Below are 25,804 nucleotides of genomic sequence, written 5' to 3' on the forward strand. Positions count from 1 at the left end.
GGCTTCTCAATCCGGCATCGCGTCTCGGTCGCCGCACTGGACGTTTCGGTACGACGATGCGTTGGAGAATGACTTTGCAACGCCGGCGAGGGAAATCACCTTTCGCCATAGAGTCGATAGACGATGGTTATTGCCGCTCGCCGTGCCGCGTGATCCGGTTGCGAGGAATGCCACGCTTGAGGGCGCGGCCCTTCAAAGCGCTCGCGAAAAGTACTTCGACTATATTGCTGATGCTAGCCTTGACCGAAGCGAACCGATCGAAAGCGATGAGCAGGCCCGGGCCGAAATTGCCAGTGATCTTTCCGAAGCCCTGGACGATACCCTCCATAATCACACCGATAAGCTGAACAAGTTGAGAGAGCTCCATGTCTTTGGCCAGCTCAGCCACAACGAGAAGGGAAACCTGATCGCGCCTGGTTCTCTCGATGAATCCGGCAAGCCGGCCGAGTTCTCGATGATGGAACAGCAGATGCGTGCGATCTACGCCAATGCCGTCAAGCTTTTGGCGCGCTTCGGGGCAACGCTGGACAATGTCGTCGAGGAGACGCTCTATGTCCTCGATGTCGACGCCGCATTCGCCGCGGCGGGCAAGGCGCACAAGGAGGCCTACGGCGCGGCACGACCTCAGTGCGCCAGTAACCTGATCGGCGTGACGAGACTGGCCTTTCCTGAACAGCTCATCGAAATCACCTTCAAGGCTACGCTGTCGGGGTAGAAGCGAAGCCGCGGTGATCTCGGCCACATCGGCGGAGCCAAAGTCGTTCCCCAAAGCCCTCGATCAATCGCGTAGCTTTTTGATCGACTTCACGCAGTGCGTCATGAATGCGTATATTCGTCCTGACTTGCGGATATCCGGATGGATCAGCAACCACAGCTCATCGTTGAGCGCTAGCTCCACTGCCTCAACACGTATAAGACCTGGTGTGACATCACCAAGCATGCGGCGCAGGTAACAGACGCCCAGACCCGCAACGATCGCGGCCGCGACGCCGACAAGCTGAATCCGTCCGGTAGGCGATGTTGTCGTGGTGTACACGTTCTTCAATGAATTTGGACGCTTCGAGGCCGGAGAGGGTCCCAGTGTAGGATACCCATTGGCAATCAAACAGCGCGCCAGTGCCGGGCCACGAACGCAACAGAGTTGGAAAGGCAGACATAGGGCCGGGCTTCATGGTGCGGAAGATCACCTACTATAAGGATGCTCCGAATAAGGCGACCTATGAAGAATTTCGAAACCGGCGCTCGGCGGACTCCGCCTCTCTCCCGATGGCACGATCCCCCCACCCTCCATGGTAGAGGTCGACGCCGCGGCAAACGCTACCCCAGCCGTGCTACTCGAGTTGGGCGAACCCGATACTGTCGAAGCGCAGACTTCTGTCGATACTGCTTATGCGGACGCCATACCGCCTGCGAGATGGGCGGCGCCGAGCACGGACGCGGCACCCTGTCGCCGGAGCGGCCCCTATAGAGTTTAGGTCGAACGCGGATGACGGCGTTTCCGCCTCCCCTCCATCTCTGCCAAAGGCTGAGCCAAGGCCGACTGCGGAGGCTGAGGTGAGGTCGCTGCCGGATCAAACGCGCGCTGATCGGCCTATTTTGAATCCGAAGGCGCCTAACGCGACGACGGAAGACGCGCTTAGGCCATTGCCCACCCTTGTTGGCGACCTACGCCGGAGGCGACAACTACGCTAAAGCACACGACAAACCCACTGCGGTTTCAATCGCGGCCCGGCAACAAGCGCGCGTCAATCGCAGCCCTCCTCGCTTCGATTGATCAGGAGGTGGAAGCTGGTGCCGGGTCCTGAGCGCCGACGGCAGGCGCCCGGCGAGACAACGGGAGCTTCTGTCGCCGCGATTGAGGCGTTGTAGGGATCGATGCGACGCCTCCCCGCGAGATTTTCGCCAACAGCTCCGTCAGCGGCCCGCGCGCCGCGCCGCGCGCTGCTGTAGGGAGGACTGCCACCAGCCGCATGGCTCCTCGAAATCGACGTTTCTATTTACAGAGACCTCTAAGCCCGATCAGCGGGAAGCATATGTTTGTACTGCACCGTCTATTTTCCCGCACAACGTCGATGGCATCGATTCCATAGCCACAAGTCATTGGACCGTCGACTTTCGCCGTCCTACTTTTTGTTTGTTTGCTAGGAGATCGAAGGATGAAGGCGTACAAAAACCTCGAGGCGGTATCGCCGCTAACGCTTAGTGCCGGATCACGCATCAAGACGGCAAGCAGGGACTCGTTTCGGAACGAGTACTGGGACAACAAAGAGCCGGAACCCTACGCCGAGGTGGTGTCGGGCGAGCCATTATTCGCGTGCGCCGACAAATTCGACAGCGGTACCGGTTGTCGGTCTAGACCGCAGTCCCGCCTGCGCTTTCCTTCACCGATTTCGAGGGAGGAATGTAGAGGACCTCTTTGTTGTCGGTGCATCCGTCCTTACCCGATAAGCCGTTAGAGGCATGCGCGCGCGTCGACTCGACGACGACCTCAACAGTTAGGTTGCGCGGCTGCGCCACCGCTGATACCGATCTAAAAAAGGATGTTCCCAATGAAAGGCGGAGTGTTTATCGCGGTGCTCGTACTTACGGGAGTAACCACGAATCTCAGCTACGCACAGGACGCCGAGCACGGACAAACCATCTTCAAAGCTTGCGCAGCATGCCATGCGACGGATCATGCCAATCGCGTCGGGCCGGGCCTGGAAGGAATCATTGGCAGGAAGGCGGCCACGGCTCCTGGCTTCAGCTACAGTAGCGCGATGAAGCAGTCCGGCATTGTGTGGGATGCGAAGACCCTCGATGCGTATCTGGAATCGCCACAGAAGGTGGTTCCCGGAAATAGAATGGCCTACACAGGGCTGAAGAACCCGACGGACCGGACGGACCTCGTTACTTATCTTGCTACGTTGAAGTAGCGACTCGTTGAGCGAGGCGTCAGCAAGATGTTATCCATTTGGACGTTACGTCGCTACGCAGCTGCGGCCGACGCAGGCGACCGGACCCACCAGGCGATTTGACCTGACCTTTGAGTTTTCAATGCGGACCAAATCGGAATTCCGGTTTTGGAAGGCAGCAAGACAATGATCGGACAACTGACCAAGGCTGAACGTCAATACGCGCTATTGATCCTGCTCGGGCTCGCGCTGTGTGGATTGATATTTGGCATAGCAGGCAAGGACGATCCGCTCGGCATTCACGGGGCGCTCATCGGGGTCGCAGCGCTTGCCGGGATATTCAAAGTCATTTCGGTTTACTACGATCCTGAACCCGGCGACGAACGCCTCAACCACTATTACGACGATCCGACGAGATTCGGCATTGTTCTCGCGATGATATGGGTCGTGTTCGGCCTCTTTATAGGTGACTGGGTGGCGTGGCTCTTGGTGAAGCCCGACTTCACTTTTGATGCCGGTTGGGCCAGCTTCGGGCGGCTGCGTCCCGTTCACACCACCAGCGTGCTCTTCGGCTTCGGCGGCAACGCACTGATCGCCACATCCTACTACGTACTACAGCGGACCTCGCGCGCGCGCCTGCCCGATCAGCTCAGCCCGTGGTTCGTTCTGCTCGGCTACAATCTGTTCTGTGTGCTCGCCGTTACTGGCTACATGATGGGTATCACCCAGTCCAAGGAATACGCGGAGCCAGAATGGTACGCGGATATCTGGCTGCTGGTGGTGTGGGTCGTATACTTCGCCATCTATCTGCGCACGCTCGCACGACGCAAGGAACCGCACATCTATGTGGCCAATTGGTACTACATGGCCTTCATCCTGGTGATCGCGATCCTGCACATCGTCAACAACCTCGCCGTCCCCGTCTCGTTCGGCAGCGCCAAGAGCTACTCGCTGTTCTCCGGAGTGCAGGATGCCATGACCGAATGGTGGTACGGTCACAATGCCGTCGCCTTCTTCCTCACCGCCGGCTTCCTCGGCATGATGTACTACTTCGTGCCGGTACGCGCCAAACGGCCGATTTATTCCTACCGGATGTCGATCATCAGCTTTTGGGGCATCACCTTCTTTTACATGTGGGCGGGCTCGCATCACCTGCACTACACGGCGTTACCGCAATGGGTGCAGACGCTGGGCATGACGTTCTCGCTAATGCTGCTGATTCCGTCGTGGGCGTCCGCCGCTAACGCGCTGCTGACGCTGAACGGCGCATGGGACAAGGTGCGGGACGATGCGACGCTGCGCTTCATGATGGTGGCGGCGGTGTTCTATGGTATCACCACCTTCGAAGGATCATTCCTCGCCATCCGACCCGTCAACTCGCTTTCCCACTACACCGACTGGACCGTCGGCCACGTCCATGCCGGCGCGCTCGGATGGGTGGCGATGATCACGTTCGGATCGATCTATGCCATCGTGCCGTGGCTCTGGAAACGCGACCGCATGTATTCGCCGCGGCTCGTCGAGGTGCATTTCTGGCTCGCCCTTGCCGGCGCCGTTGTTTACGTCTTCGCCATGTGGAATTCCGGCATCATCCAGGGGCTGATGTGGCGGACCTACAATGAGAGCGGCACCCTCGCTTATACTTTCGTCGACTCGCTGATTGCGATGCATCCCTACTACATCGCGCGCGCCATCGGCGGTCTGCTGTTCCTGATCGGCGCGATCGTTGGCGCCTACAACATCTGGATGACGATCAGAACCGGCATTCGCAAGGTGCATGAATCTGCAACCGACATGCCATCGCCGGTGCTCGGCGGGACCGTCCTTCAACCGGGAGAGTAAGCCGTGTTCGGACTGCACTATCGGCTCGAACGCAAAGCCATCGGCCTCACTCTCGGCATCATCCTTGTGGCCAGCATCGGCGGCCTCGTAGAAATCGCGCCGCTCTTCACCATCCACCAGACGGTGGAAGATGCGCCCGACATGCGCGTCTACACGCCGCTCGAACTGGCGGGCCGCAACATCTACATCCGCGAAGGCTGCTACGCCTGTCATTCCCAGATGATCCGCACCCTGCGCGATGAGGTCGAACGCTACGGCCCCTACTCGCTCGCGGTTGAATCGAAATACGACCATCCGATGCTGTGGGGCTCGAAGCGCACGGGACCGGACCTCGCACGCATTGGCAGCAAATATTCCGACGAATGGCACGTCGCGCACCTCAACAACCCGCGCGATGTGCTTTCCGTTTCCGTCATGCCCGCCTATTCGTGGTTGCTGAAAACGACGCTGCGCACCGATGACCTCGGCGCGCACCTGAAGGCCCAGCGCGCCGTCGGCGTGCCCTACACCGACGACATGATCGCGAATGCGAGCAAGGACGCCTACGGCCAGGCCGCGCCGGAATCACCCTACGCCGATGGCGTCACCCAACGCTACGGCAAGGCCACCAACGTCCGCGCGTTCGACGGCAGGCCTGGCGAACTCACCGAGATGGACGCCCTGGTCGCCTATCTCCAGGTGCTCGGCCACCTGACCGACGCGGCGCACAAATCCGTCGCAAAAGCTGCGAGGTGATCATGGATCTCGGACACGGTACGCTGGTGTGGTTCTCGAAGTCGTTCGGCTTGTTCTATCTGATCGCACTCTCGATCATCACCGTCGTCTACGCCTATTGGCCGTCGAACAAAAACACGTTCGATCGCGCCGCGAAGTCGGTCCTGCACAACGAGGATGGACCATGGCGGTAGAAGAACGCGACTACTACACCGGTTATCTCACGACCGGGCACGAGTGGAACGGCATCAAGGAATTGAACACACCCGTTCCGCGCGCGGTGTACTTTTTCCTGTTGATTGCTTTTGTCTTTTCGGTCGGCTACTGGGTGTTGATGCCCGCGTGGCCACTCGGCGTCAGCTACACCAAAGGACTGCTCGGCCTCGACCAACGCAACATCGTACAGGACTCGCTGAAGCGAGCCGCCTTCGGCCGCAGCGCATGGACTAAGCAGATCGAGGCCAAAAGCTTTCGGGAGATTCAAGCCGATCCTGCGCTGATGAACATCGTGCGTCAGACCGGCCGCACCGTGTTCGGCGACAATTGCGCCGCGTGCCATGGGCTCAACGCGCAGGGTGGCCACGGCTTCCCGAACCTGACCACCACCTCATGGCTGTGGGGCGGCGATCCGGACGCCATTGCCGAGACCATCCGCGTCGGCATCAACTCGCCGCATCCCGACAGCCGCACCTCGCAGATGCCGGCTTTCGGCCATGATCAGATTCTCCAGCCAGCTGATATCGACGAAGTGGTGGCCTTCGTGCGCTCGCTCTCCGATCCATCCACCGCGAAGACCGCAAAGCCCGGCGATGTGGACGCTGGCAAGGAGATATTCGCTGCCAATTGCGCCACATGTCATGGCGAGGACGCTAAGGGCAACAGCGACGTGGGCGCACCGAACCTGACCGATAAGTTCTGGATCTACGGCGGCGACGTGCAGACGATCACGAACACGCTGTGGAATGGGCGGCAGGGCCACATGCCGTCATGGGAGGGCCGCCTGACACCGCTCGATCGCAAGATCCTGGCGCTCTACCTTTTCGATGAGAGGATGCCCGCCCCATGAGCAGCGCGGCGGCATCCCATGGTGGGTGGAAGGCGAAGTCCATTGTCTGGCTGTCGATCGGCATCGGACTGATCGTGTTTGCCGCCGCCAATGCGCATCTGCTTTACGTGGCTGTATCCTCACAGCCGGACTGCGTCGCTCATCTCCCGCACGGCGAAGGCAACGGCACCAATAGCTTCAGCGCGGCGACCTCGTCGTGTTCATCTAAACCCTCCATGACAACCAAAGCGCAGGTGGAATGATCGACATGACCATGATCCCGACCGTCTTGCCTCCGCTTCCCACAAAAAACCGCTGGCATCGCTTACTTGTTCCCGCCGATGCCTTCACATGGCTTACGAAAGGCTGGCACGACCTGACCGTGCAGCCGATGACGAGCCTGAGCTACGGCCTGATGATCTTTCTCGCGTCCGTTGCGATTGTCGACGGCCTGTTTCGCCTAGAGTGGGATTACATCCTATTTCCTGCGTTCGCCGGCTTTATGGTGGTGGGCCCGATCCTCGCAATCGGCCTGTATGAAAAAAGCCGCCGCCTCGCCGCCGGCCTGCCCGTCAATCTCGCGAACATGATCTTCGTCAGGCCGCGATGCGGCGGACAGATCCTGTTCGTGGGCGTCCTGTTGTGCCTTTTGATGATCACATGGATGCGCGCGGCGGTGATCATCTACGCGTTGTTTTTCGGCCTGGTGCCGTTTCCCGGCCTCGAGTATATCGCACCGATGCTATTCACCACGCCGGTCGGCTGGGCGATGCTCATTGTCGGAAGCGCCGTCGGCGGACTGTTCGCGGCCTTCTCGTTTGCCATCAGCGCGTTTTCAATTCCCATGATGTTCGACAAGCGCGTTGACGCCCTCACCGCCATGGGCTCGAGTATGGCGCTGGTCTGGAACAACCTGACCGTGATGCTGACCTGGGGTGCCATTGCGCTTGCACTGTTCCTGCTCTCCCTTGCCACTGGAATGCTGGGCCTGATCATCGTGTTTCCCCTGCTCGGGCACGGCACCTGGCACGCCTATAGCGCGATGGCGGTCGAAGCCGCAATATAACGACACGCCGCCGGCGGAATGCCGGCGAAGTGCAGAAACGGAGTGCCGATGAGTTGTTGTGCGCCCAGCGCTGAACTCGCTCTCGCGATGGCCGATCCCCACACCGCGAATGAGGAAGTGTTGCTCGCGAGCCGTATCATCGGCGACGGCGTCCGCCAGACTGACCTCTCGGTGCCGGGTATTCACTGCGGCGGCTGCATCCAGAAGGTCGAAGTGGCCCTCGGCGCGCTTCCCGGCGTGGAAAAAGCGCGGGTCAATCTCTCCTCCAAGCGGGTCGCAATTCGCTGGCAGGCGGACAAACCGCCCGCACCGTTCATCGAGACACTCAACAAAATCGGTTACGACGCGTACCTTCACGATGCGGGCACGGACAAGACCGAGGAGACACTGAAAGAATTGATCCGCGCGCTTGCGGTGGCAGGTTTCGCCGCCAGCAACATCATGCTGCTGTCAGTGTCGGTATGGTCCGGCGCGGACGCCCCGATCCGCGACATGTTTCATTGGATCTCCGCGCTGATCGCTTTCCCCGCGCTGATCTATTCGGGCCGCGTATTCTTTTCTTCCGCCTGGCGCGCGTTGCGCCATGGCCAGACCAATATGGACGTTCCGATTTCCATCGGCGTGCTGCTTGCCTTGGGCATGAGCCTCTACGAAACGTTCCATCATGAAGCGCACGCCTATTTCGACGCCGCAATATCACTGTTGTTCTTTCTCCTGATCGGCCGCACGCTCGATCACATGATGCGCGAGCGCGCACGGACCGCTGTCCGAGGCTTGGCCCGCCTGTCCTCGCGCGGCGCGCTCGTGGTGCAGGACGACGGCACCCACGCCTATCTGCCGGTGAACGAGATCCGGCCGAATATGCACATCCTGCTGGCGGCGGGCGAGCGCGTGCCGGTCGATGCCCGCGTCGAAACAGGACAATCGGAGATCGACTGCGCGCTGGTCTCCGGCGAGAGCCTGCCGCAGCCGGTTGCACCGGGCGCGGCGCTGTCCGCGGGTACGCTGAACCTGACCGGCCCGCTCACCATCGTCGCGACGGCTGCCGCGAAAGATTCATTTCTCGCCGAAATGGTACGAATGATGGAAGCGGCCGAAGCCGGGCGCTCGGTCTACCGGCGCGTTTCGGACAGCGCCTCGCGGCTTTATGCGCCGGTCGTGCATGTCACCGCACTCCTGACATTCATCGGCTGGATGATCGTGGAAGGCGACCTGCATCGCGCGGCAACCATCGCCATCGCGGTGCTGATCATCACCTGCCCCTGCGCGCTCGGCCTTGCCGTGCCCATGGTGCAGGTCGTTGCCGCGCGGCATTTGTTCGAGAGCGGCGTCATAGTCAAGGACGGCGGCGCGTTGGAGCGCATCGCCAAAGTCGACACCGTAATCTTTGACAAGACTGGAACGCTGACCATGGATCGGCTCCGGCTCATGAATCGCAATGACATCGATCTCGCGGCGCTGGCGATCGCCGCTTCGATCGCGGCCCATTCACGTCATCCCTACTCGCGCGCGCTGGTCGCCGCGGGACGCGACAATGCCGTCACGCCTGTGGCGCTGAACGATCTTTCAGAGCAGCCGGGCGCTGGAATGCAGGCCACCATCGGCACGACGACCTACAGGCTGGGCCGGGCGGACTGGGCGCTGACGGCGGCAGCCGAACAGTCGGCCACCACCGGCGTTGTCCTCTCCGAGAACGGGCGGCTGCGCGCGACCTTCCGTTTCGATAGCGATCTTCGCCCGGACGTCCGCGAGGCCGTGCTTGCCATGTCCAATCAAGGATGCCGCGTCGAGATCATGTCTGGCGACCGAGACGAACCGGTACGCCATCTTGCATCGGACCTCGGACTTGCCTACCGCGCCGGCGTCTCGCCCGCGGACAAAGCGAAACACATCGCTGATCTGATGGAGGCAGGACACCGCGTGCTGATGGTCGGCGACGGTCTCAACGACGCGCCTGCCCTCGCCGCCGCCCATGCATCCATGGCTCCGGCCACCGCCGCCGATGTCGGACGCAATGCCGCCGACCTCGTCTTCCTGCACGACAGTCTTCTCGCCGTGGCGCAGGCCATTGCGGTTGCGCGCAATGCGCGGCAGCTCGTGCGCCAGAATCTCATCCTCGCCATCGGCTACAATGCCATTGCAGTGCCCATCGCGATCCTCGGCCATGTGACACCGCTGGTGGCGGCGGTGGCGATGTCGACCTCGTCACTGCTCGTGATCGCCAATGCCCTGCGACTGCAGGGCTGGCGCTCGCGCAAAGAGCCGCGCGGGCGCGCGCCCGCTGGCGATATCTCCGGCCGGGCACTTGCGATGGAGAAAGCCCGATGACAGATTACTTCTTCCTGATTCCCGTTGCGCTCGCGCTCGGCGCCATAGCGCTCGGCGCGTTCATGTGGTCACTGCGAAGCGGCCAATATGACGATCTTGCGGGCGCCGCCGAACGAATCCTGTTCGAAAGTCGCGATGGGCCTGACAACACAGCGAGGGCGCACGGGGACAAGCCGAGTCACCGCAACTAGTTGTTCAGTTCCGATGTGAGGTGGATTGGATCGTATCTGAATCGCCCGGGATTGTCCGTCCAAGCTTTGCTGTTCGCTCATAGGGTGTGAAGCCTTGTAAGTCTTCAATCGGTTGGCGAAGTTGTAGGCAACGAGGAATGCCGCGAGGTGATCGCGGAGCTGGATCCTCTTAGTGATAGCGCCGGACGGTCGCCTCCTTGAGGGTGCGGTTCATTCGCTCGACCTGACCATTGCTCCAGGGAGAATTAGGCTGGCTCAGCCGATGTTCAATGCCATGGCTCCGGCAGGCGCGATCAAAGGGATGGCCACGCCATCTGGCGGTAGGTCCCTCGCCGGTTTCTGGGCAGTAGATCGGCGAACTGAATGCCGTCGTCGGTGCGCGCGGTGTTGATCTCATACGGCACCGCACCACCAAGGCCGCCAGGAAGGCGCGAGCCTCGCGCGCGGTCGCCTTCGGCATGAGCCGGGCGAAGGCGCATTTCGAGGTCCGGTCCGCGGCGACGAAGAGATAGAGCTTGCCCTCCTCAGTCCTCACCTCGCCGATGTCGATGTGGAAGCAGCCGATCGGACATGGTCTTATCGCCGGTGATCTCCGGCAACCGGCAGATGCCGTTCCGCCGGAGGCACCGATGCAGGAATCAGCGGGTCAGATGCATACCAGCGGCCGTAGCTCTGGTGCCGGCCCATAATAGCGGCGGCCTCGAACTGCTCTGCACTGGCGGAGTGGCCGGTCAACACGATGGCGCCGTTGAGGATCTGGCTCTCGGACCACTCGTGCACGTGGGCTTCGTGGCGCTGGCCGAACAAGGCTGCCAGCCCGCCCACACTATCCCCGGAAGCTAGTCCCGCCAGCAGGGCCGACGCGGGTGCTGCACCAGCCGCCGCCAGGACGGCGGTGGCCGCAAGCGAGGTCGCAAGTGTGCGAACCTGTCGCCGGTCGTCGCTCAAGCCGATCTCGACGCCGGGCAGCTGCGTGATGTCGCAGCCGACGGCTCCTGCGCAGGAGGCTGCAATTTCCTCCTGCGCTAGGAAGCTTACGCGAGCGCAGTCGATCCCTCGCAACTCGCTTACGGCAGCCTCGAATTTCGCTTCGCCTTGCAGCGCGCCGATGATCTCTCGCAACACGCTCACTAGCGGCATCACTTAAACTTGCTTTACTGCCTTGAAGGGCTCTATCCGTGCCGCGCCCCGCGCCCGTCTCACACGAGTAGTCACCGCCGCTCTGTTGAGTGGGGTTGCAAAGATAGTCGCGCTTCCCGATCTTCGCTCCAAGGTGCCTGAGGATCACGTGCGCAATCGAGATGTGGAAGAAGAAGCCGGGCAGCACCAGGTACCGGATGTGGTCGTCGCCGCCGAACCATCCGCGCAGGATGGACGGCGTCGGCTCATATGTGTGGGACTGCGCGCCGGCGATCTCATCCGGATGCACGTTTCGCAGGAAGCCGTGAGTCTCGCTGCCAGATACATCATCGGGGTGCTGCGGGGCGCCTGACGGGTCGTGTTGCGTCAACTTCGCCATGTGCGCGTCGACCTTGTGCGCACCCGCCGCAAGCACGCACTCCGACAGCATGACGAAGGTGACGTCCAAGGTGGTCATCAACTTGTCGAGGTCTTGTCGCGATCTACGCCAGAACGGCTCGCCTGCCACGTCCAGAAGCCTTTATGGCGCTCAGGCCCATATCAGCTCGGCTTCGGCACAGCGGGGTCGATGCCATCTCACGCAGACATCCAGCCTGCGGATGAAGAGCCCTTCCGCGCTCCAACCTGATCTGGGGTCTTGATCGGTTCGATCTTCGTTGCCTTATTGAAGACGCTGAACAAATATCCAGTTGCGGCCGACCGAGTGGTGGTTGCGGCCGAACTAGTATTTTCACGTCGAGAACCTCAAAGCTGTGTCCGGCCGTCCAAACTCGCCACCTTGTCGCGTTGTGAGCGACTTCGCCGGGGCGGCGAGGACACTTGGCAAACGATTTATGGTGCACACGCCGTGAGGCTGTGCGCCGCAGGCCACAGACACTGCGGTCGCCGTCAAGCGGCGTTTCTCCGCGGCAACTTCCAATGCGGACGGACGAAGTGGCAGGTGTAGCCGTTCGGATAGCGTTCCAGGTAATCCTGGTGCTCGGGCTCCGCCTCCCAGAAATCGCCAGCGGGCGAGAGTGCGGTCACGACCTTGCCCGGCCACAGCCCTGAAGCCTCAACGTCGGCGATAGTGTCTTCGGCGACGCGGCGTTGTTCCTCGCTCGTGTAGAAGATCGCCGACCTGTAGCTTGTGCCTCGGTCGTTTCCCTGCCGATTGGGCGTCGTCGGGTCGTGAATCTGGAAGAAGAACTCCAGCAGGTCGCGGAAGCTCGTCTGACTCGGATCGAACGTGATCTCGATCGCTTCTGCGTGCGTGCCATGGTTGCTGTACGTGGCATTCTTGACGTCGCCGCCCGAGTACCCAACCCGCGTCGAGACGACGCCGGGCAAGCGCCGCACCAGCTGCTGCATTCCCCAGAAGCAACCCCCTGCCAGGATCGCGCGTTCTGTAGTCGCTGTCATCGTCAAGCCTCCTGCTTTGCGAAGCGCTTTGCGTACTCGCCGTACCCCTCGCCCTCCAACTGGTCGCGGTGGATGAACCTCAAGGAGGCCGAGTTCATGCAGTACCTCAACCCGCCCTTGTCGCGCGGCCCATCCGAGAAAACGTGGCCAAGGTGGCTGTCGCCGTGCTTGGAGCGAACCTCGGTCCGTGTCATGCCGTGCGAGCTGTCCGCGTTCTCGACGACGTTCGCGGCCTCGAGAGGCCGCGTGAAACTCGGCCATCCCGTCCCGCTGTCAAACTTGTCGAAGGATGCGAAGAGCGGCTCGCCGGAAACCACGTCGACGTAGAGGCCCGGCTCCTTGTTGTCCCAGTATTCGTTGGCGAAGGGGCGCTCGGTCCCGTCAGCTTGCGTGATGCGGTATTGCTCGGGAGTCAACTTCGAGACCGCTTCGGGGTTTTTCCTGTAGGTAGGCATTCGCGAAGCTCCTTTGTTCAGTATTTGAGATAGGCACCGGGTGGTCGACCGTCCAATTACCGCCGGCTATCGAAACGATGCCATGCGGATCGACACCGGACGCGCTTCAATCTGCCGGGTCGATTCATTGGCCCAGGCGACGGGTCTGACACTGCTGGAACAGAACTTTGAATCGGCGCTCTCCGCGATGCCGAGCGGCAACGGCGAAGGCATGCACGAGGGGCGGCGGTACTGCGTCACCGTGCGGAAGCCTCGCGACCGAAAGCGGACGAGCCTGTTCGCGCGGCGGCGACGTCGTCAGCCTCAACCGTTACCGGCTGAGGTCGGGCGAGGACTCCCTGCGAAATACCAGCCGAAAAGGTCGTCGCGCTTGTTCTTGGGTACCCGGCCAAAATTCTTTCTAGTTATCCTTTTAATAGACGACTCCAGATGGCGAACGTAGTTTGCTTCTGTCGCCTTCTTCAGTTTTCTATCCGAGAAGTGCTCTTTCGCTGCCGGATACATCTCGCGGTAGGAAGGCGGGCCTGTCGCCGTTCGTAGGTGCCGTAACGCAAAAAAGCGCGTGCCTGACACGCGGCGTTGCTGGCTGGGACAGAGAGCGCGAACGGAAAGCCGCAGACTAAGGAAAACGACTGAGCAATGTCTGGACTTACCACATTCAAGCTCCTACGAATTCAGTCCGACTTCACGATGACTTCACGATATCGTTTCATCTTTGCTACGATGCCTATCGTCTTCGCTCGAAGCTATTCGCCGTGAAGTTCCATATGGACGTCGGTTCGGAGGATTAGTCATGGTGTACCAGTTTGTCCAGTTCTATGGTTGGCTTCTGCCTCCTCATTCTGTCGCTCGGTATGCGGGAGCACGGGCGCGGTGACTATAGGAGTCATCGGTCGTGGTTTCCTCTACGGAAGCGGCGCTTGGTGCTTCGTGTGCGCCGCAGTACATCGCGATATCTGCGGCCGCCGACTATTCCTAGCGATTATTCGTCAACGACTACCATTCCAAATTTGAATTTTCGTTTTCGAGAACGCACGGTCACCATGCAAGAAACATATGCGGACGGGCGCCGCGAGGGGCACCGTTGGGGGGAGAACGAGAATGGACGACGAAGTTTTGAAGGGGCGCCCGGTCAGTACGCCGATCGAAGCCTCCACAGGGACCTTGAGCGGCTTTCGCACGCTAGACATCCAAGCCGACCAGCTGCTTTCATCATGGCTGCGAGAGGCGTGCGTTCCTGATGGCGCGCTGAGGGCGAATGACCCTGCCCCCGATTTCCTTCTCCCCGAGGCAAATGGAAAGCTCGTTTCATCTTTTGAATTGCGACAAACTGCGCCGTTGATCGTCACCTTCGTTTACGGGACTTGGTCCCCATTGTGCGCAGCTGGAATACTCGCTCTTCACCGGGCCACCCCTAGTATCCGCGCTGCCGGCGCCAGAGCAATTGCCATAACGCCCGAGACCGGAGACTTGCCACGCAATTTCAAGCGCGATCACCGACTGGATCTGGAAATCCTCTCCGACCTAGATCTTGGGGTGAGCCTTTCGTTCGGCCTGGTGTCCGTGGTGCCGGCGGAGATAAAGAGCCATCTCTTGCAGCGCGGCCTTGATCTCTCCGCTCCCCATGGCTTCTCCTTTTGGATGTTGCCAATGCCGGCCACCTATGTCCTCGACCAACGGGGGATCATCCGTCGAGCGTGTGTCGGGCCGGGCTCCATCACGGGAGCGACGACCGCAACGGTGCTTGCTGCCCTGTCCAAATTGGATGGGCCTGAGCCTCGCCCTTAGAGCCTGACCGGAAATAAGGCGAGTCAATTCAAGAGGCTACACGTGGCGACTGCAACGGCATCATGGCCGGGCTTGTCCCCACCATCCACGACTTCGCGTCACTTCAGCAACGACGGTTGGATGCCCGCGACAAGCTCGGGCATGGGGAGGCAGGACTGGGGCCCATGATTTGGACCAAGGCGCTCGCACCTTGTGCGTCAGCCTTGCCAACATTGTCCTTGTTCGAGGCAGGGGCAGATGCGCGGCGGAGTTTGTCCAGCGCACTCGTCCAGTCGCGAACGCGAGCGACCTTGATAAAGGCGTCCAGCGCCGGCGAATATTGCCTTCCCGCCACCGCCAAAAGCTGCACCTCGCGGCGGATGGGGTCGCCTTCGATTGGAATAGCGGCGAGCAACGGTAGCCTGGAAGCGTGCTCTGGCGCCAGCATGGCTCCAAAGCCGGCGGATGCCATCTGCTCAAGATGCCGTTCCTCAGTGCTCCTGTGCACCACTTTAGGGCCTGGATGGTTGGCAAAACAGGCCTGCTTGAATCGGCCGGCGACGTCGCAACCGACCCTTTCGAGAAATACCGCCTCATGCAAGTCTTGGAGGGGGATAACTGTTCGCCTCGCCATCGGATGTTCCCGAGACACGACGAGCACGTATCGCTCCTCGAACAGCGGCCAGCGATCAATACGCTCAGGTAGCTCCACGGCGTCACCGGCGAGTGCGGCATTGATCTCGCCATCCAAAAGCATTGCAACGAGTCGATTGGCATCCGCCTCGCGCAGATCGATTCGAAGGTCAGGAATGATCTTGGCGAGCTCCAAGAGCAATTCCGTGATGAGTGCAGCGGAAACTGACGGCACCAACCCGATCTTGAGCGGGGCGATTGTCTTCTTTTGGTAGCCTCGCGCCTGAAGCCGCACCGCCTCCGCGGCGGCAAATATTTTCTCCAGCGTAGGCAAAATCATCTTGCCTAGCTCGGTCAGCTGGGTGAGGTGACGTTCACGGTGAATCAACGCGCCACCGAGTTCTTCCTCGAGCTTTTGTACCGCCTTTGTGAGCGCCGGCTGCGTCACATTGCATTGCTTCGCAGCCTGCGTAAAATTGAGCGTCCTTGCTAGGGCCAAGAAATATCGCACCTGATAAAGCTGCAGTCGCATACTCATACTCGAAAGTTTTCCCGTGGTTCGGATCGTTCCGGTTCGTTGCCATAGTTGGTCAAGCGGTTTGTCGCGGAGCTTCCACGGAAACAGATATTGTGTGCCGGCTCGGAATTGTCGACCTTCGCCTTTCGGAAATGTTTCTCATCTTGCGGCAAAGTGTTCTGACCGACGTTGTTTCCTTTTAACGTGGGCGGTTGCGTAGAATATCGTAGCCGCCAGACCAGCGAAAAGTATCGTCGGTGTCCCCAAGACGAGCACAAGCTCAATCCGAGAGTCCGAAACACGTATCCGATCGTCTAAATCTTGCATTGCCACGCTTGGTGTCCTTGACGGTCACATCGCCGCTGTTAGGCGATGCAGTTGACGCTCAGATATGGCGCGCATCCTTGTTCTCCGTGACCCTGCTGTGCCTGATGTTATTGCGGACGAGAGATAGAGCGGCTTGATCGCGGCGTTAAGCGCAGTTCTTGTTACGGCGTTCTTATTCTTGCAACATTTGTTGAGTGAGTATTGCATGGCGCTTTCATCTATAGTGTGTGCAACACCTCAGTGGTCTGGACCGCTGGGTCAACCCACGTCGGCTCGAAGAATGCGCCGTGGTTTAGAGGTCAGGATCAGTTGGCTGTGCTAATGGGCGCGTCCGACGTTTTAGCTCCGGTTCGAGATGAAATTGTTCCGAGCGTCCCGAAAGCGGCAGTCGATCGCATAATGAACTCGCTTGCTTTGGCAAGTGCCCATCCCCGCAAAGATGCTAGTGAAGCGCAATCTGACGATTTGGAGGGCTGCGAGCTATTCCACGCGGGTGGCGCGCAATGACAGATTTGGTGACGTTGCTAAACCTAGATTTACAAGCCGGGAGACGGCTTCAATCGGCGCACATTGTAAGTGCCATGGCGGGATCACAGATTGGATCATTTCGCGATGGCAGCGCTTGGTGCAAATCGCAATCGTCATCCAAGAGGAGAAACTTGAGGCTACCGCGCATCTGCGCGGCACTTCGTGATCAATAAGCCGGCGTATAATTGGCTGTATCCAGATTCGGTAATGCGGTGCTCCTTCCGTACATTCGCGCTATCGTAACGATTCAATCGATGCTGACCGCCAAGTGCACAGCAGCTTGCTCTTCGTTTGCCCTGGTACTCAGTGCAGAGAATCGCAGCGGAACCGGATCCACGAGCCGGCGGTTGCAAGAAAAAGTCGCCGGCGTAGCGCCCGTCGGCCTTGTTCTGTTGGTTTGCTTTGGAGATTGCGCGACCGCTTAACTCATGCGTCCGCGCGAATAGTACATCGCGCAAAAACGCACACCTTAAGAGCGTTGCGGCGTGTCAGGCACAAGCTTGAGCTTGTCAGCCATCCGGCCGAGTTCTGGAAGCGAACCGGCCTGCATCTTCTGCATCGCCCTGCTGCGATGCACCTTCACCGTAGCCTCGGCGATGCCGATATCGTGGGCAATCTGTTTGCTCAGGCGGCCGCGCGCCACCTGAACTACGATCTCGCGCTCCCGGGGGCTTAAGGAGGCGAAACGCCGCTTAAGGGAGACCAAGTCCTTGTCATTCTCCCGCCGCGCACGATCGCGGGCCAAGCCAAGCTGAATGGCATCGAGAAGATCCTGGTCGCGGAACGGCTTGGTCAGGAACTCGATCGCACCCCGCTTCATTGCCTGCACAGACATCGGTATGTCGCCGTGGCCCGTGACGAAGATGATCGGGATCTCCCTGTTTGCCGCAGCTAGCTCGCGCTGGAAATCGAGGCCGCTTTGGCCGGGCAATCTGATATCGAGCACCAGACAGGTGGGGCAATCCGGTGGATCGGATTTGAGGAAGTCGCAAATGGAGGCAAATAGTTGAACGTCAATGCCGAGTGATCGCAGCAGGCGCCCGACCGACGCGCGTAGATCCGGATCGTCGTCGATGACCAACACGGTGGAGGTTGCGTCAGACATCGCTACCACTCGGAAGAGATCGCGAAAATCAGCTTGCATCTTGGTTTGCAGGTCCGGCAGACAGCGCATTTCTAATCCCAATCCTTGAACCTGAACAGTCCCTTTTTCTTAAGGATGAGCGGCGGGCACACCAAAGCTTACGCGCGCTGACACAGCTCGCCCCCTCTGACGCTTGGGCTGACATTCGGCTTAAATTCTATCTCTGGTCGTCTAGATAACCGCTGAGGGAAGCTGTCCATCAGCTCAGGTATGCCACTCGTATTCAGCGCTAGCAGGCGGATCGAGCAATGCTTTGCATCGTCGAGCGAAGCCTTCTCGGCTCGCCGCTCGTAGTCGTCGGCAAGAGCCTTGAGCTGAGCCGCAATCGCTTGGTCCGTCATGGTTTTGGCAGTGCGAAGCAAAGTCTGCGCTGTCTTAAAATATTCCTTGCCTCGTTGTGAGATCTGAAGCGTCATGACGCGCTTGCGCGGTTTTCGGGCGACTAGTCGAAAGCGATTTGGAACCAGCCCTTCTAATTGTGGTCACTTTGGCGGCGCGCCTTGAAGCGATAGACGCATTTCCTGGAGCAAAGCGGCGTTCGCCACGAATAATGCCGGACGAGACCAACCTCACAGACTGTGCATCGCATGGCCTTGTCAGACCCGTGACTTTCCAAGCGGTAAGGCATTGTTTTCTCCTTTTGGCCCGTGTGCATTTCGGATGCACTAAGCCTAAAAGGATTGTGACCAACGGCTCAATTGAGCGCGGGTTGAGCTCGGGCCATCCAAAGGGGGCGGGACGATGATCCGAAGGCTTAGGGCGCTCGGACGAGTCCTAAAGCATGATGAGATGGCACGGGCGGAGCGAATGAACTGGCGCACGGCTTTTCCCTTGTGACTGCCCAGATTGTCCATGATGACGATATCGCCGGGACGAAGAGTCGGAACGAGAACCTTCTCAACATAGGTCCGAAAGCTCTCGCCATTGCTTGGTCCCTCGATGAACCACAATGCATCCGGTCATGACGCAATGCCGCAAGGGAGGTCATGGTCTTCCAGCGGCCGTGTGGAACCTTGGCGGAGAGCCTCTGTCCCCGCGGCGTCCATCTCCGTAAGAGAGCTATATCGGTCCTGGTCCGTCGATAAAAACCGGCCGCTTAGCTGCGACGCGATGTTAATGTTTTGTCCACTGGGCTCGCCGCAGCGCCACGTCGGGACGATCGCGTTCGCCAGCCCCCACGCTTTTTTTGAAGCTGAACTTCTCGGCATGAACGAGGTCTCGCACCGAGTGGTAGTCGACTTTCAGCCGCGCTCGGCGAGCTCGGTCACGAGCCCGCACAGGGACGATATCGTCGCCCCTGATCCGCTGCGATAGCCAGACTGGGTGTTCCCCGAAATTGCCTTGGGCTTGTGACCGCCCATCTGGCCCGGAGCAACGCTGCCGGTCTCATCGACCCGCTTCATCCAGTTAATGGCGGCGCTGATCGCAGCCCCAAACTGCTTGGCCGCCTGATTGCGCGACATCCAGCCCTCGATCGCCGCAATCACACGCCTTCAAAGATCAAGAGAACTAAAGCTTACCCATCCGTGCTGGCCTCCTTCCCGGCCAGCATGGTGAATCAGAAACAGACTGATTTGGGAATCCCAAATCGATACAACCTAACGCCATCGCGCTTTAGAAGTTCGCCGGCCGCGGTCCCGCGACTGCTTTCGTCCAGGCGGACGCCTCGATCACAAGCCATGCCGGAAATGTCCAGATAAGCCAAAGTTTATGGGGCACAGGCGGCATACTGGTGGCATTCTCTCAGATATCAAGCAATTCGATGCGGAGCGTCCCTATGATTGGCTGCACGACGGGTCGAGCGAATGGCCATAGGGGGCATGATGAAAAAGGTACTGATTTCGGTCGTTGAAGATGATCGGTTCTTTCGTGAGTCCATGGGTAGGCTCATGAGATCGCTGGGCTATACGGTCGAGATTTTTTCGTCTGCAACCGAATTTCTCGCGTCCCCGCGCCTCGCCGAAACAGCCTGTCTAATCGCCGACATCCACATGCCTGTCATGACGGGGCTCGAGCTCTATCGACGCCTCATCGACACGGACCGCGCGATTCCGACAATTCTCGTGACCGCTTTCCCCGATGATGTTGATCGGGCTCACGCCTTGAACGACGGGGTCGTCTGCTACCTGCGCAAGCCAGTTGACGAAGCGCATCTCACCCAATGTGTTTGTGCAGCTCTGAGGTCCGGTCACCCACCTGAAGCGGACTCGTGACTTCGCGGTTGGTGCCGGGCAAGGTGAACTGAAATACGGCGCCACGAGGCTCATTCGCTTCCGCCCACAGCTTGCCCCCATGAGCATGGATGATAGAGCGGCATATCGACAGCCCCATGCCTGTTCCGCCGGACTTCGTGGTGTAGAAGGCGTCGAAGACTCGATCGAGATGCGCCGGATCAATGCCCGGCCCGGAATCGCGCACGGCCACGAGGACGCCTGTCTGATCTTGCTCGGTACTGATCAATAGCTCTCGTACTCCCACCTCAATCGAATCCATTGCTTCAACTGCGTTCAGGATCAGGTTCAGCAAGACTTGTTGCAGTTGAACCCGATCCCCCTGGATTTGGACCAGTCCTTCCGAAAGCCGGGTCTGGACTGAGACGCCATACCGAATGATTGCGCTTCTCGCCAATACAATCATCTCGTTGATCGCTACATTAAGATCAAAACGCTCCTTTCGCGGCGGCGCCTTCTTGACGTGCTCACGAATGCGGTCGATGATGTTCCCGGCCCGATCGGTATCTCCGACGGCGCAGGCAAGTGCTTCCATGACCTCGCCTAGGTCTGGCGGCTGCATCTTCAAGAAATTCTGAGCCGCTCGCGCGTTATTGCGCGCGCTAGCAATTGGCTGCGTGATTTCATGTGAAAGCGAGGCGGCCAACTCTCCCATCACGCTCACGCGGTTCATGTGGGCAAAATCTGATTGCATCTGCTGCAATCGCGCCAGCGCTTGCGTGCGATCTTCGATGTCAGTCAGCAGACAGTACCAACGAGTGATACGCCCGGACTCGTCGCGAATCGGGGCGCCGCGATTTTCAAACCACCGATATTCGCCGTCATAGCGTCTCAGGCGTAGTTCGTGATGGAAGGGAGTACCGGCGGCGAGGGACGTCCCATAAGCTTCAAGGACACGGGGAAGGTCTTCAGGATGTACTGCATCGCTTGTCCCCCAGTTCTTCAGCTCTTCGACAGTCCGGCCGAAATACTCGGTGAGTGGGCTGTTGACGGATTCGAGTTCACCGCTCGGAGCCATGATCGCAACGAGTCCGGCTATCCCGTCAATGGCTGCGCGAAACTTAGCTTCGCTCGCCCGCAGCGTCTCTTCCGCCCGCTTGCGCTCCGTCAAATCGAGCACGAACGCAAGACCCTTGTCGCCTCCTTCCTTGAACATCGCGGCGCCAACAAGTACGGGAACACGGCTGCCGTCTTTCCGAACATACTCCCTCTCGAAGGGCTGAACTATCCCGGTTGAGTTCAGTTCTGCCTGAATCAATACGTCGCGCTCGCGCCATTCCGGAGGGCTCAGCTCGGTCCAGCGCACGGGGCCCGAAACCAAGTCCTCACGGTCATATCCTAAGATACGTAGAAACGCGTCATTGGCTTCAAGAATTCGACCTTCGCGGTCGGCAATCGAGATCCCAATGATGTTGGCATCGACCAAACGGCGAATCTTCCCTTCGCGATCTGCGACGTCACGATAAAGCCGCGAATTTTCAAGCGAGATCGCTGCCTGCGACGCAAGCACCTTCAACAAAGCGACGCGATCGGGTGTAAAAACTCTGGGTGCCAGATTGTTCTCCAAGTAGAGAACGCCTGTAAGCTTTCCCTGGTTGATCAACGGCAAACAGAGAATAGAACGGAGATAACTCTCAACGATGTAGGGATCGGCAGAAAATGGATTGTGGGATGACGCATCGTCGAGAATAACGCTTTCCCGGGTGCGCAGGACATAGTGGAGCACCGACTCCGGCAGCACTGTCGCAGCCACGTCCTCGTCGTGCAGATGCACGGTCACCAAATCGCCATCGGTCGTGGCTTCGGCGGCGATCCGCTGCTCCGCCCGGTGAGAAAAAATCAACAAGCCTCGTTCGGCGCCAGCCTGTTCAAGCGCCGTGCGCATAAGCATTTCGAGCGGATTTTCCAACACGATCTCGCCCGATATGGCCTGCGACACCTTGATCACCGTTGCGAGGTCGAGTTGCTCGACAGACGCTACGATTGTGCTTGTCGGAGCAGGTGCGAGCTCTTCCATTCTGTGGCGCGGATACATCACATCGAGTTGACGCACCTTGCCGTTCGCGCCCCAGCGCAGATAGCAGTCCCGGGCGTTTCGCAGATATAGGTGCGCGATCTGCTCGAAGCCGCACGCGCCGTAAAAGCGCGCCGCCAACTCTTTGGCGAGCGCCTCGTTGTGGACAAAGCCGTTTGCCTGTGCCGAAAGGATGGCTTGTTCGTAAAGCTTCATGGCATCGAACGCGCGGCCATCAATCCGGGCAATCTCCGCACCAACCAACGCAGCGCGGTTCTCGAAGTTTTCCGCACAGCGCGCCGCCCATACTTCGAGTTGTTTGTGGTGGGCCACAAGCGGCTCAAAATGTCGGTGTTTCTCGTCCGGATATGCCGAATTCCATGCTGCCGCGTGGCTGAGCGCACTATAGAAGCAATACTCCGCCGTTTCAAAATGTGACGGTGACGTCCAGAGTAGCTGTTGCGCTCTCAGTGACGCATCCGTGGCGGAAGCATAATCCGCAGCGAAGAACCGGGCTTGTAACTTGCGGACCCAATATCGAAACTCGAGCAGCTTCAAGACCGGATTACTCGCTAGGTGGCGCTCAAATCGAAGTTCATCGAATCCATCGTGATTGAAGGAGCCAAACGTCGGAGTTAGTCCTCTAAGCGTCCGAATAAATCCGAGCTGCATGGCGAGATTGTCAATGACGAAACCGAACCGAACCTTCTGCGCATACTCGAAACCCCTCTCGGCTTCCCGTTCCACCTCAGCCAGCGGCTCTCCCGCTGACAAAAAGTTGGTTATCAAGTGACTACAGCTATAACCGGCAAATGTAATGTCCCCTGCGCGGTCGGCGGCAGCAAAGGCGCGACGTACCAGATCACGTCCCTCTAAGACATGTCTTGCCCACGGCATGACGATGTTTCCGAAGGACATGTACGTTCGGGCTTGATAGCGCTTTAAGCCGCGCTTCTCTACCAGTTCATAGCCAAGCCGGCCGAAACGAAAACCGTCCTGATAGTTGCTGAAGCGAGGTCCGGCGATCTGGGCGAACCACACATAAGCGAAGCATGACCCATCGCTATTGCCATACTCGAGGCTCAGATTCACCATTCGACAAACAACGAGCGAAGATAAGTTCTCCTCGATATGCATTGCCGGAAACTCGGCTAATATATCTAGAGTAGCGAGTAAGTCCGGATTGGTCATCAAAGGCAAGTCGACGAGTTCCTCGATTTGTCGACTTCCAAGCAGGGACCAGATCCGATCGTATTCGCGTTGTACTTCAATACTGGTCGGATGACGTGACCAACCAACGCCTCCACGCTGGAGGTATTCAAGACATATCTCGACGCCGCGATCGCTCTGGTCCAAAGTGGTATAAAGCGTGAGCCGTAAACGTGTGACGGCGGCGGTATCGGAGCCGCTTCTGGCACGACGCGCTAGCATCGAAAGTCGATTTTCGGCCGCCAACTTACTCGCGGTCAGCAATTCGCACTCGGCTGTTAGATATTCGATGGCGAAGATGAGCTCGTAGTTGTAGTCCCAAATCTCCTCGGTCAACAACGCCCGCCCAACAGCGAGATACGAAAGCGCTGAAGTATACGCCGTTGAGATCTTCGCGCGTCTACCTGCAATTAGATTCAATTCTGCGACCCGCTCACGCTCCTGATCTGACGTCATGAGATGAGAGCCACGATTGAGCTGGTTTACGATATCGAAGATCTTCTCTTCGATCTGCGTTGGCGGAATGCCCGCTGCGAGGAGGCGGCCAATTCGAATATGAGCTTCGGCACGGGCCGTTTCAGGTATTAGTGAATAAGCTGCTTCCTGGACACGATCATGCAGAAATCTATAGGCGCTTTCTGAGTGGAGAACGAGCCCAACTCGGACCGCTTCCAGGAGATCGCGATGCACGACATCTTTCGAGCCTCCGTAGACCTTCGTAAGTAGTGCGAAATCCGCGCTGTTGCCTAAACAGGCAAGCTGCTGCAGTGCGTTCTGAGTTCGAACGGGCAGCCGAGTCAACTTCCCAACCATGAGGTCCACCACGTTATCGGTGTAACCCTTTGCGTGAATGCGATTCAGATCCCAAGACCATCGCGCATTGCGGTGGTCAAAAATCAGTAACGCCTCTTCGGCAAGCGCATAAATAAACTGATTAGCGAAGAACGGATTGCCAGCGGTCTTCTCTTGAACCAGTTGCGCCAACGAGGTGGCGCGCTCCGGCTCGCAGTGAAGGGAATCCGCTATCAATTGTCCCAAGTGTTCACGGGCCAGGGGCGCGAGGGTGATCTCCTGCACTATCGCGCCAGCTTTGCGGATCGCTTCGAGCCTGCGCGTAAGGGGATGGGCGGAGTCCACTTCGTTGTCTCGGTAGGCGCCGATCAACATCATGTACTGCACGTCCTGCCAGCTCAATATATCTTCGAGCAAATCGAGCGTTGCTGCATCGAGCCACTGCAAATCGTCGAGGAACAGCGTAAGCGGATGCTCCGGCCGTGCGAATACGGCGACAAATCGCCGGAATACCAATTGGAATCGGCGTTGCGCATCCAATGGCGGAAGGACAGGAACCGGCGGCTGTTCTCCGATGATTAGCTTTAATTCGGGGACAAGATCGATGATAAGCGCCCCGTTTGGCCCCAACGCCTGGCGAAAGCCATCGCGCCAGATGCTCAGCTCTTCTTCCTCCTTGCCGAGAAGCGAGCGGACAAGACCCCCGAAGGCCTGCGCGAACGTGGCATAAGGGATGTCACGTTTGTATTGGTCGAACTTACCCGAGGCAAAAAGGCCGCGGGGCGGTACGAGCACCTTGTGCAGCTCATTGACGACAGAGGACTTGCCGATACCGGAATATCCGGAGACCAGCACCAACTCTGGCACACCGGTCTTGATGATGCGATCGAAGCAGGAAAGCAACGTCGCGATCTCACGATCTCGTCCGTACAGCTTTTCGGGGATCAGCAGCTGGTTCGGCGTGTCCTGCAGGCCGAGCGGGAAGTTATCAATGCGATGGCACGCTTCCCACTCCGCCAGGCAGCGTCGCAGATCCGAGTACGCGACGTTCGGCGACTGCTGCACCATCTGTCAGACTCCAGCGTCGGGCTTCGGCTTGAAGTCGGCTGATCAAGCTCTTCGCGTGCCGCTCGCGCGGCCTGTCCCTAGCCTGGAGAAATCGTACCCTATCACCCAAGAAATGCCAGCCGTCCTCATGGTCTTGCCGGGTACGACGGACGCGGATTCTCCTTCTTTCTTAGCAGCAATTTGGAGCGATCTGCCCAGCTTTACTCGCTACGGCAGCACACAGGGGTCAATAAGCGCCATGCCCGCTGGTCCCGAGGGGACTCTGAGCGGGACTGCGACCCAGAAGAAAGGATCATGATGGCACTTGAAGCAAGCAAGTCGACGAATGCACGCGCGGACGGCTTCGCAGCTTTGCGCGCCGGACGGCGTGCAGCTTGACCTCACCCATGTCCCTGTCTGCGAGGATGCGCACGAGCGGACCCTCCGAGACCCCCTTCCACCTCTTGGACTGGCTCCGGGATACAGACGTGGCACCGCACGCGTTGAAGGTCGGAGACG

21 protein-coding genes and 3 pseudogenes are annotated in these 25,804 nt (G+C 59.2%); 13 read left to right on the forward strand and 11 right to left on the reverse strand.

Annotated features, from left to right (window positions below; translation table 11 throughout):
* The first annotated feature begins 130 nt into the window (after positions 1-130).
* Positions 131-715 carry a Rid family hydrolase gene (locus tag ACZXDY_RS12280; protein ID WP_349642665.1) on the forward strand — a complete coding sequence of 195 codons (585 nt, stop codon included), beginning with the start codon at positions 131-133 and terminating at the stop codon, positions 713-715.
* Positions 716-778: 63 nt separating this feature from the next.
* Here ACZXDY_RS12280 and ACZXDY_RS12285 read toward each other — a convergent pair whose 3' ends face one another.
* The gene (locus ACZXDY_RS12285; protein WP_028164536.1) at positions 779-1,045 is read right to left on the reverse strand and encodes a hypothetical protein; all 267 of its coding nucleotides are present in this window, start codon (positions 1,043-1,045) and stop codon (positions 779-781) included.
* 1,195 nt (positions 1,046-2,240) lie between these two features.
* Here ACZXDY_RS12285 and ACZXDY_RS12290 point away from each other — a divergent pair.
* The 10 genes and pseudogenes from ACZXDY_RS12290 to ccoS form a co-directional block, all read left to right on the forward strand.
* Positions 2,241-2,345: pseudogene (locus tag ACZXDY_RS12290) on the forward strand (peptide-methionine (R)-S-oxide reductase); the annotation flags it as partial.
* Positions 2,346-2,549: 204 nt separating this feature from the next.
* Entirely contained in the window at positions 2,550-2,915 is a 366-nt protein-coding gene (locus tag ACZXDY_RS12295; RefSeq protein ID WP_028164535.1) for a c-type cytochrome, read from the forward strand.
* A 165-nt stretch (positions 2,916-3,080) separates the two neighbouring features.
* Positions 3,081-4,736 (forward strand): cytochrome-c oxidase, cbb3-type subunit I, encoded by a 1,656-nt coding sequence (gene ccoN, locus ACZXDY_RS12300; RefSeq protein WP_464345662.1) that lies wholly within the window; start codon positions 3,081-3,083, stop codon positions 4,734-4,736.
* Between the two features lie 3 nt (positions 4,737-4,739).
* Complete coding sequence (gene ccoO / locus ACZXDY_RS12305; protein ID WP_028164534.1) at positions 4,740-5,471, forward strand: cytochrome-c oxidase, cbb3-type subunit II; 732 nt, start codon at positions 4,740-4,742, stop codon at positions 5,469-5,471.
* A 2-nt stretch (positions 5,472-5,473) separates the two neighbouring features.
* Complete coding sequence (locus ACZXDY_RS12310) at positions 5,474-5,644, forward strand: cbb3-type cytochrome oxidase subunit 3 (RefSeq protein WP_464345663.1); 171 nt, start codon at positions 5,474-5,476, stop codon at positions 5,642-5,644.
* A complete protein-coding gene (ccoP, locus tag ACZXDY_RS12315; RefSeq protein ID WP_464345664.1) occupies positions 5,635-6,516 on the forward strand; it encodes a cytochrome-c oxidase, cbb3-type subunit III in 882 nt (293 codons plus the stop codon). The genes ACZXDY_RS12310 and ccoP overlap by 10 nt, the downstream gene beginning before the upstream one ends.
* Positions 6,513-6,758, forward strand: a complete 246-nt coding sequence (locus ACZXDY_RS12320; RefSeq protein WP_028164531.1) for a hypothetical protein — start codon at positions 6,513-6,515, stop codon at positions 6,756-6,758. The genes ccoP and ACZXDY_RS12320 overlap by 4 nt, the downstream gene beginning before the upstream one ends.
* A 5-nt stretch (positions 6,759-6,763) precedes the next feature.
* Positions 6,764-7,561, forward strand: a complete 798-nt coding sequence (locus ACZXDY_RS12325) for a DUF2189 domain-containing protein (RefSeq protein ID WP_028164530.1) — start codon at positions 6,764-6,766, stop codon at positions 7,559-7,561.
* Between the two features lie 48 nt (positions 7,562-7,609).
* Entirely contained in the window at positions 7,610-9,889 is a 2,280-nt protein-coding gene (locus tag ACZXDY_RS12330; RefSeq protein WP_464345665.1) for a heavy metal translocating P-type ATPase, read from the forward strand.
* Positions 9,886-10,080, forward strand: a complete 195-nt coding sequence (gene ccoS / locus ACZXDY_RS12335; RefSeq protein WP_035690432.1) for a cbb3-type cytochrome oxidase assembly protein CcoS — start codon at positions 9,886-9,888, stop codon at positions 10,078-10,080. Before ACZXDY_RS12330 ends, ccoS begins: the two co-directional genes overlap by 4 nt.
* Here ccoS and ACZXDY_RS12340 read toward each other — a convergent pair.
* From ACZXDY_RS12340 to msrB, 5 genes and pseudogenes are all read right to left on the reverse strand, one after another.
* Positions 10,077-10,715, reverse strand: a pseudogene (locus ACZXDY_RS12340) (DDE-type integrase/transposase/recombinase); the annotation flags it as partial. The gene ccoS and the pseudogene ACZXDY_RS12340 overlap by 4 nt on opposite strands.
* Positions 10,657-10,887: a hypothetical protein gene (locus ACZXDY_RS12345; protein ID WP_464345666.1), complete on the reverse strand. Its 231-nt coding sequence runs from the start codon at positions 10,885-10,887 to the stop codon at positions 10,657-10,659. The pseudogene ACZXDY_RS12340 and the gene ACZXDY_RS12345, both read right to left, overlap by 59 nt.
* A 19-nt stretch (positions 10,888-10,906) precedes the next feature.
* A complete protein-coding gene (locus ACZXDY_RS12350; protein ID WP_464345667.1) occupies positions 10,907-11,677 on the reverse strand; it encodes a DUF1993 family protein in 771 nt (256 codons plus the stop codon).
* Between the two features lie 431 nt (positions 11,678-12,108).
* Positions 12,109-12,621: a peptide-methionine (S)-S-oxide reductase MsrA gene (gene msrA / locus ACZXDY_RS12355; protein WP_028164528.1), complete on the reverse strand. Its 513-nt coding sequence runs from the start codon at positions 12,619-12,621 to the stop codon at positions 12,109-12,111.
* 2 nt (positions 12,622-12,623) lie between these two features.
* The gene (gene msrB, locus ACZXDY_RS12360; protein ID WP_464345668.1) at positions 12,624-13,076 is read right to left on the reverse strand and encodes a peptide-methionine (R)-S-oxide reductase MsrB; all 453 of its coding nucleotides are present in this window, start codon (positions 13,074-13,076) and stop codon (positions 12,624-12,626) included.
* Between the two features lie 1,101 nt (positions 13,077-14,177).
* On the opposite strand from msrB, the gene ACZXDY_RS12365 reads away from it, so the two are divergent.
* Positions 14,178-14,864, forward strand: coding sequence for a redoxin domain-containing protein (locus ACZXDY_RS12365; protein ID WP_464345669.1), 687 nt, complete (start codon positions 14,178-14,180; stop codon positions 14,862-14,864).
* A gap of 103 nt (positions 14,865-14,967) precedes the next feature.
* On the opposite strand, the gene ACZXDY_RS12370 is transcribed toward ACZXDY_RS12365, so the two are convergent.
* From ACZXDY_RS12370 to ACZXDY_RS12385, 4 genes and pseudogenes are all read right to left on the reverse strand, one after another.
* Positions 14,968-16,008 carry a LysR family transcriptional regulator gene (locus tag ACZXDY_RS12370; protein WP_464345670.1) on the reverse strand — a complete coding sequence of 347 codons (1,041 nt, stop codon included), beginning with the start codon at positions 16,006-16,008 and terminating at the stop codon, positions 14,968-14,970.
* A 1,309-nt stretch (positions 16,009-17,317) separates the two neighbouring features.
* Positions 17,318-17,953: a response regulator transcription factor gene (locus ACZXDY_RS12375; RefSeq protein WP_464345702.1), complete on the reverse strand. Its 636-nt coding sequence runs from the start codon at positions 17,951-17,953 to the stop codon at positions 17,318-17,320.
* A 137-nt stretch (positions 17,954-18,090) separates the two neighbouring features.
* Positions 18,091-18,408, reverse strand: coding sequence for a hypothetical protein (locus ACZXDY_RS12380; RefSeq protein WP_464345671.1), 318 nt, complete (start codon positions 18,406-18,408; stop codon positions 18,091-18,093).
* A gap of 375 nt (positions 18,409-18,783) precedes the next feature.
* Positions 18,784-19,455: pseudogene (locus ACZXDY_RS12385) on the reverse strand (IS630 family transposase); the annotation flags it as partial.
* Between the two features lie 360 nt (positions 19,456-19,815).
* Here ACZXDY_RS12385 and ACZXDY_RS12390 point away from each other — a divergent pair.
* Positions 19,816-20,205: a response regulator transcription factor gene (locus tag ACZXDY_RS12390; protein WP_349642664.1), complete on the forward strand. Its 390-nt coding sequence runs from the start codon at positions 19,816-19,818 to the stop codon at positions 20,203-20,205.
* Here ACZXDY_RS12390 and ACZXDY_RS12395 read toward each other — a convergent pair.
* Complete coding sequence (locus tag ACZXDY_RS12395; protein ID WP_464345703.1) at positions 20,147-25,303, reverse strand: ATP-binding sensor histidine kinase; 5,157 nt, start codon at positions 25,301-25,303, stop codon at positions 20,147-20,149. The two genes, ACZXDY_RS12390 and ACZXDY_RS12395, sit on opposite strands and share 59 nt — an antisense overlap.
* Positions 25,304-25,804 lie beyond the last annotated feature (501 nt).

Source organism: Bradyrhizobium sp. LeoB3 (assembly GCF_055456055.1).

Coding starts and splice junctions, on each gene's coding strand:
- ACZXDY_RS12295 (WP_028164535.1), top strand. CDS start 2,550: ATGAAAGGCGGAGTGTTTATCGCGGTGCTCGTACTTACGGGAGTAACC.
- ccoN (WP_464345662.1), top strand. CDS start 3,081: ATGATCGGACAACTGACCAAGGCTGAACGTCAATACGCGCTATTGATC.
- ACZXDY_RS12310 (WP_464345663.1), top strand. CDS start 5,474: ATGGATCTCGGACACGGTACGCTGGTGTGGTTCTCGAAGTCGTTCGGC.
- ccoP (WP_464345664.1), top strand. CDS start 5,635: ATGGCGGTAGAAGAACGCGACTACTACACCGGTTATCTCACGACCGGG.
- ACZXDY_RS12320 (WP_028164531.1), top strand. CDS start 6,513: ATGAGCAGCGCGGCGGCATCCCATGGTGGGTGGAAGGCGAAGTCCATT.
- ACZXDY_RS12325 (WP_028164530.1), top strand. CDS start 6,764: ATGACCATGATCCCGACCGTCTTGCCTCCGCTTCCCACAAAAAACCGC.
- ACZXDY_RS12330 (WP_464345665.1), top strand. CDS start 7,610: ATGAGTTGTTGTGCGCCCAGCGCTGAACTCGCTCTCGCGATGGCCGAT.
- ccoS (WP_035690432.1), top strand. CDS start 9,886: ATGACAGATTACTTCTTCCTGATTCCCGTTGCGCTCGCGCTCGGCGCC.
- ACZXDY_RS12350 (WP_464345667.1), bottom strand. CDS start 11,677: ATGACCACCTTGGACGTCACCTTCGTCATGCTGTCGGAGTGCGTGCTT.
- msrA (WP_028164528.1), bottom strand. CDS start 12,621: ATGACAGCGACTACAGAACGCGCGATCCTGGCAGGGGGTTGCTTCTGG.
- msrB (WP_464345668.1), bottom strand. CDS start 13,076: ATGCCTACCTACAGGAAAAACCCCGAAGCGGTCTCGAAGTTGACTCCC.
- ACZXDY_RS12365 (WP_464345669.1), top strand. CDS start 14,178: ATGGACGACGAAGTTTTGAAGGGGCGCCCGGTCAGTACGCCGATCGAA.
- ACZXDY_RS12370 (WP_464345670.1), bottom strand. CDS start 16,008: ATGCGACTGCAGCTTTATCAGGTGCGATATTTCTTGGCCCTAGCAAGG.
- ACZXDY_RS12375 (WP_464345702.1), bottom strand. CDS start 17,953: ATGTCTGACGCAACCTCCACCGTGTTGGTCATCGACGACGATCCGGAT.
- ACZXDY_RS12380 (WP_464345671.1), bottom strand. CDS start 18,408: ATGACGCTTCAGATCTCACAACGAGGCAAGGAATATTTTAAGACAGCG.
- ACZXDY_RS12390 (WP_349642664.1), top strand. CDS start 19,816: ATGAAAAAGGTACTGATTTCGGTCGTTGAAGATGATCGGTTCTTTCGT.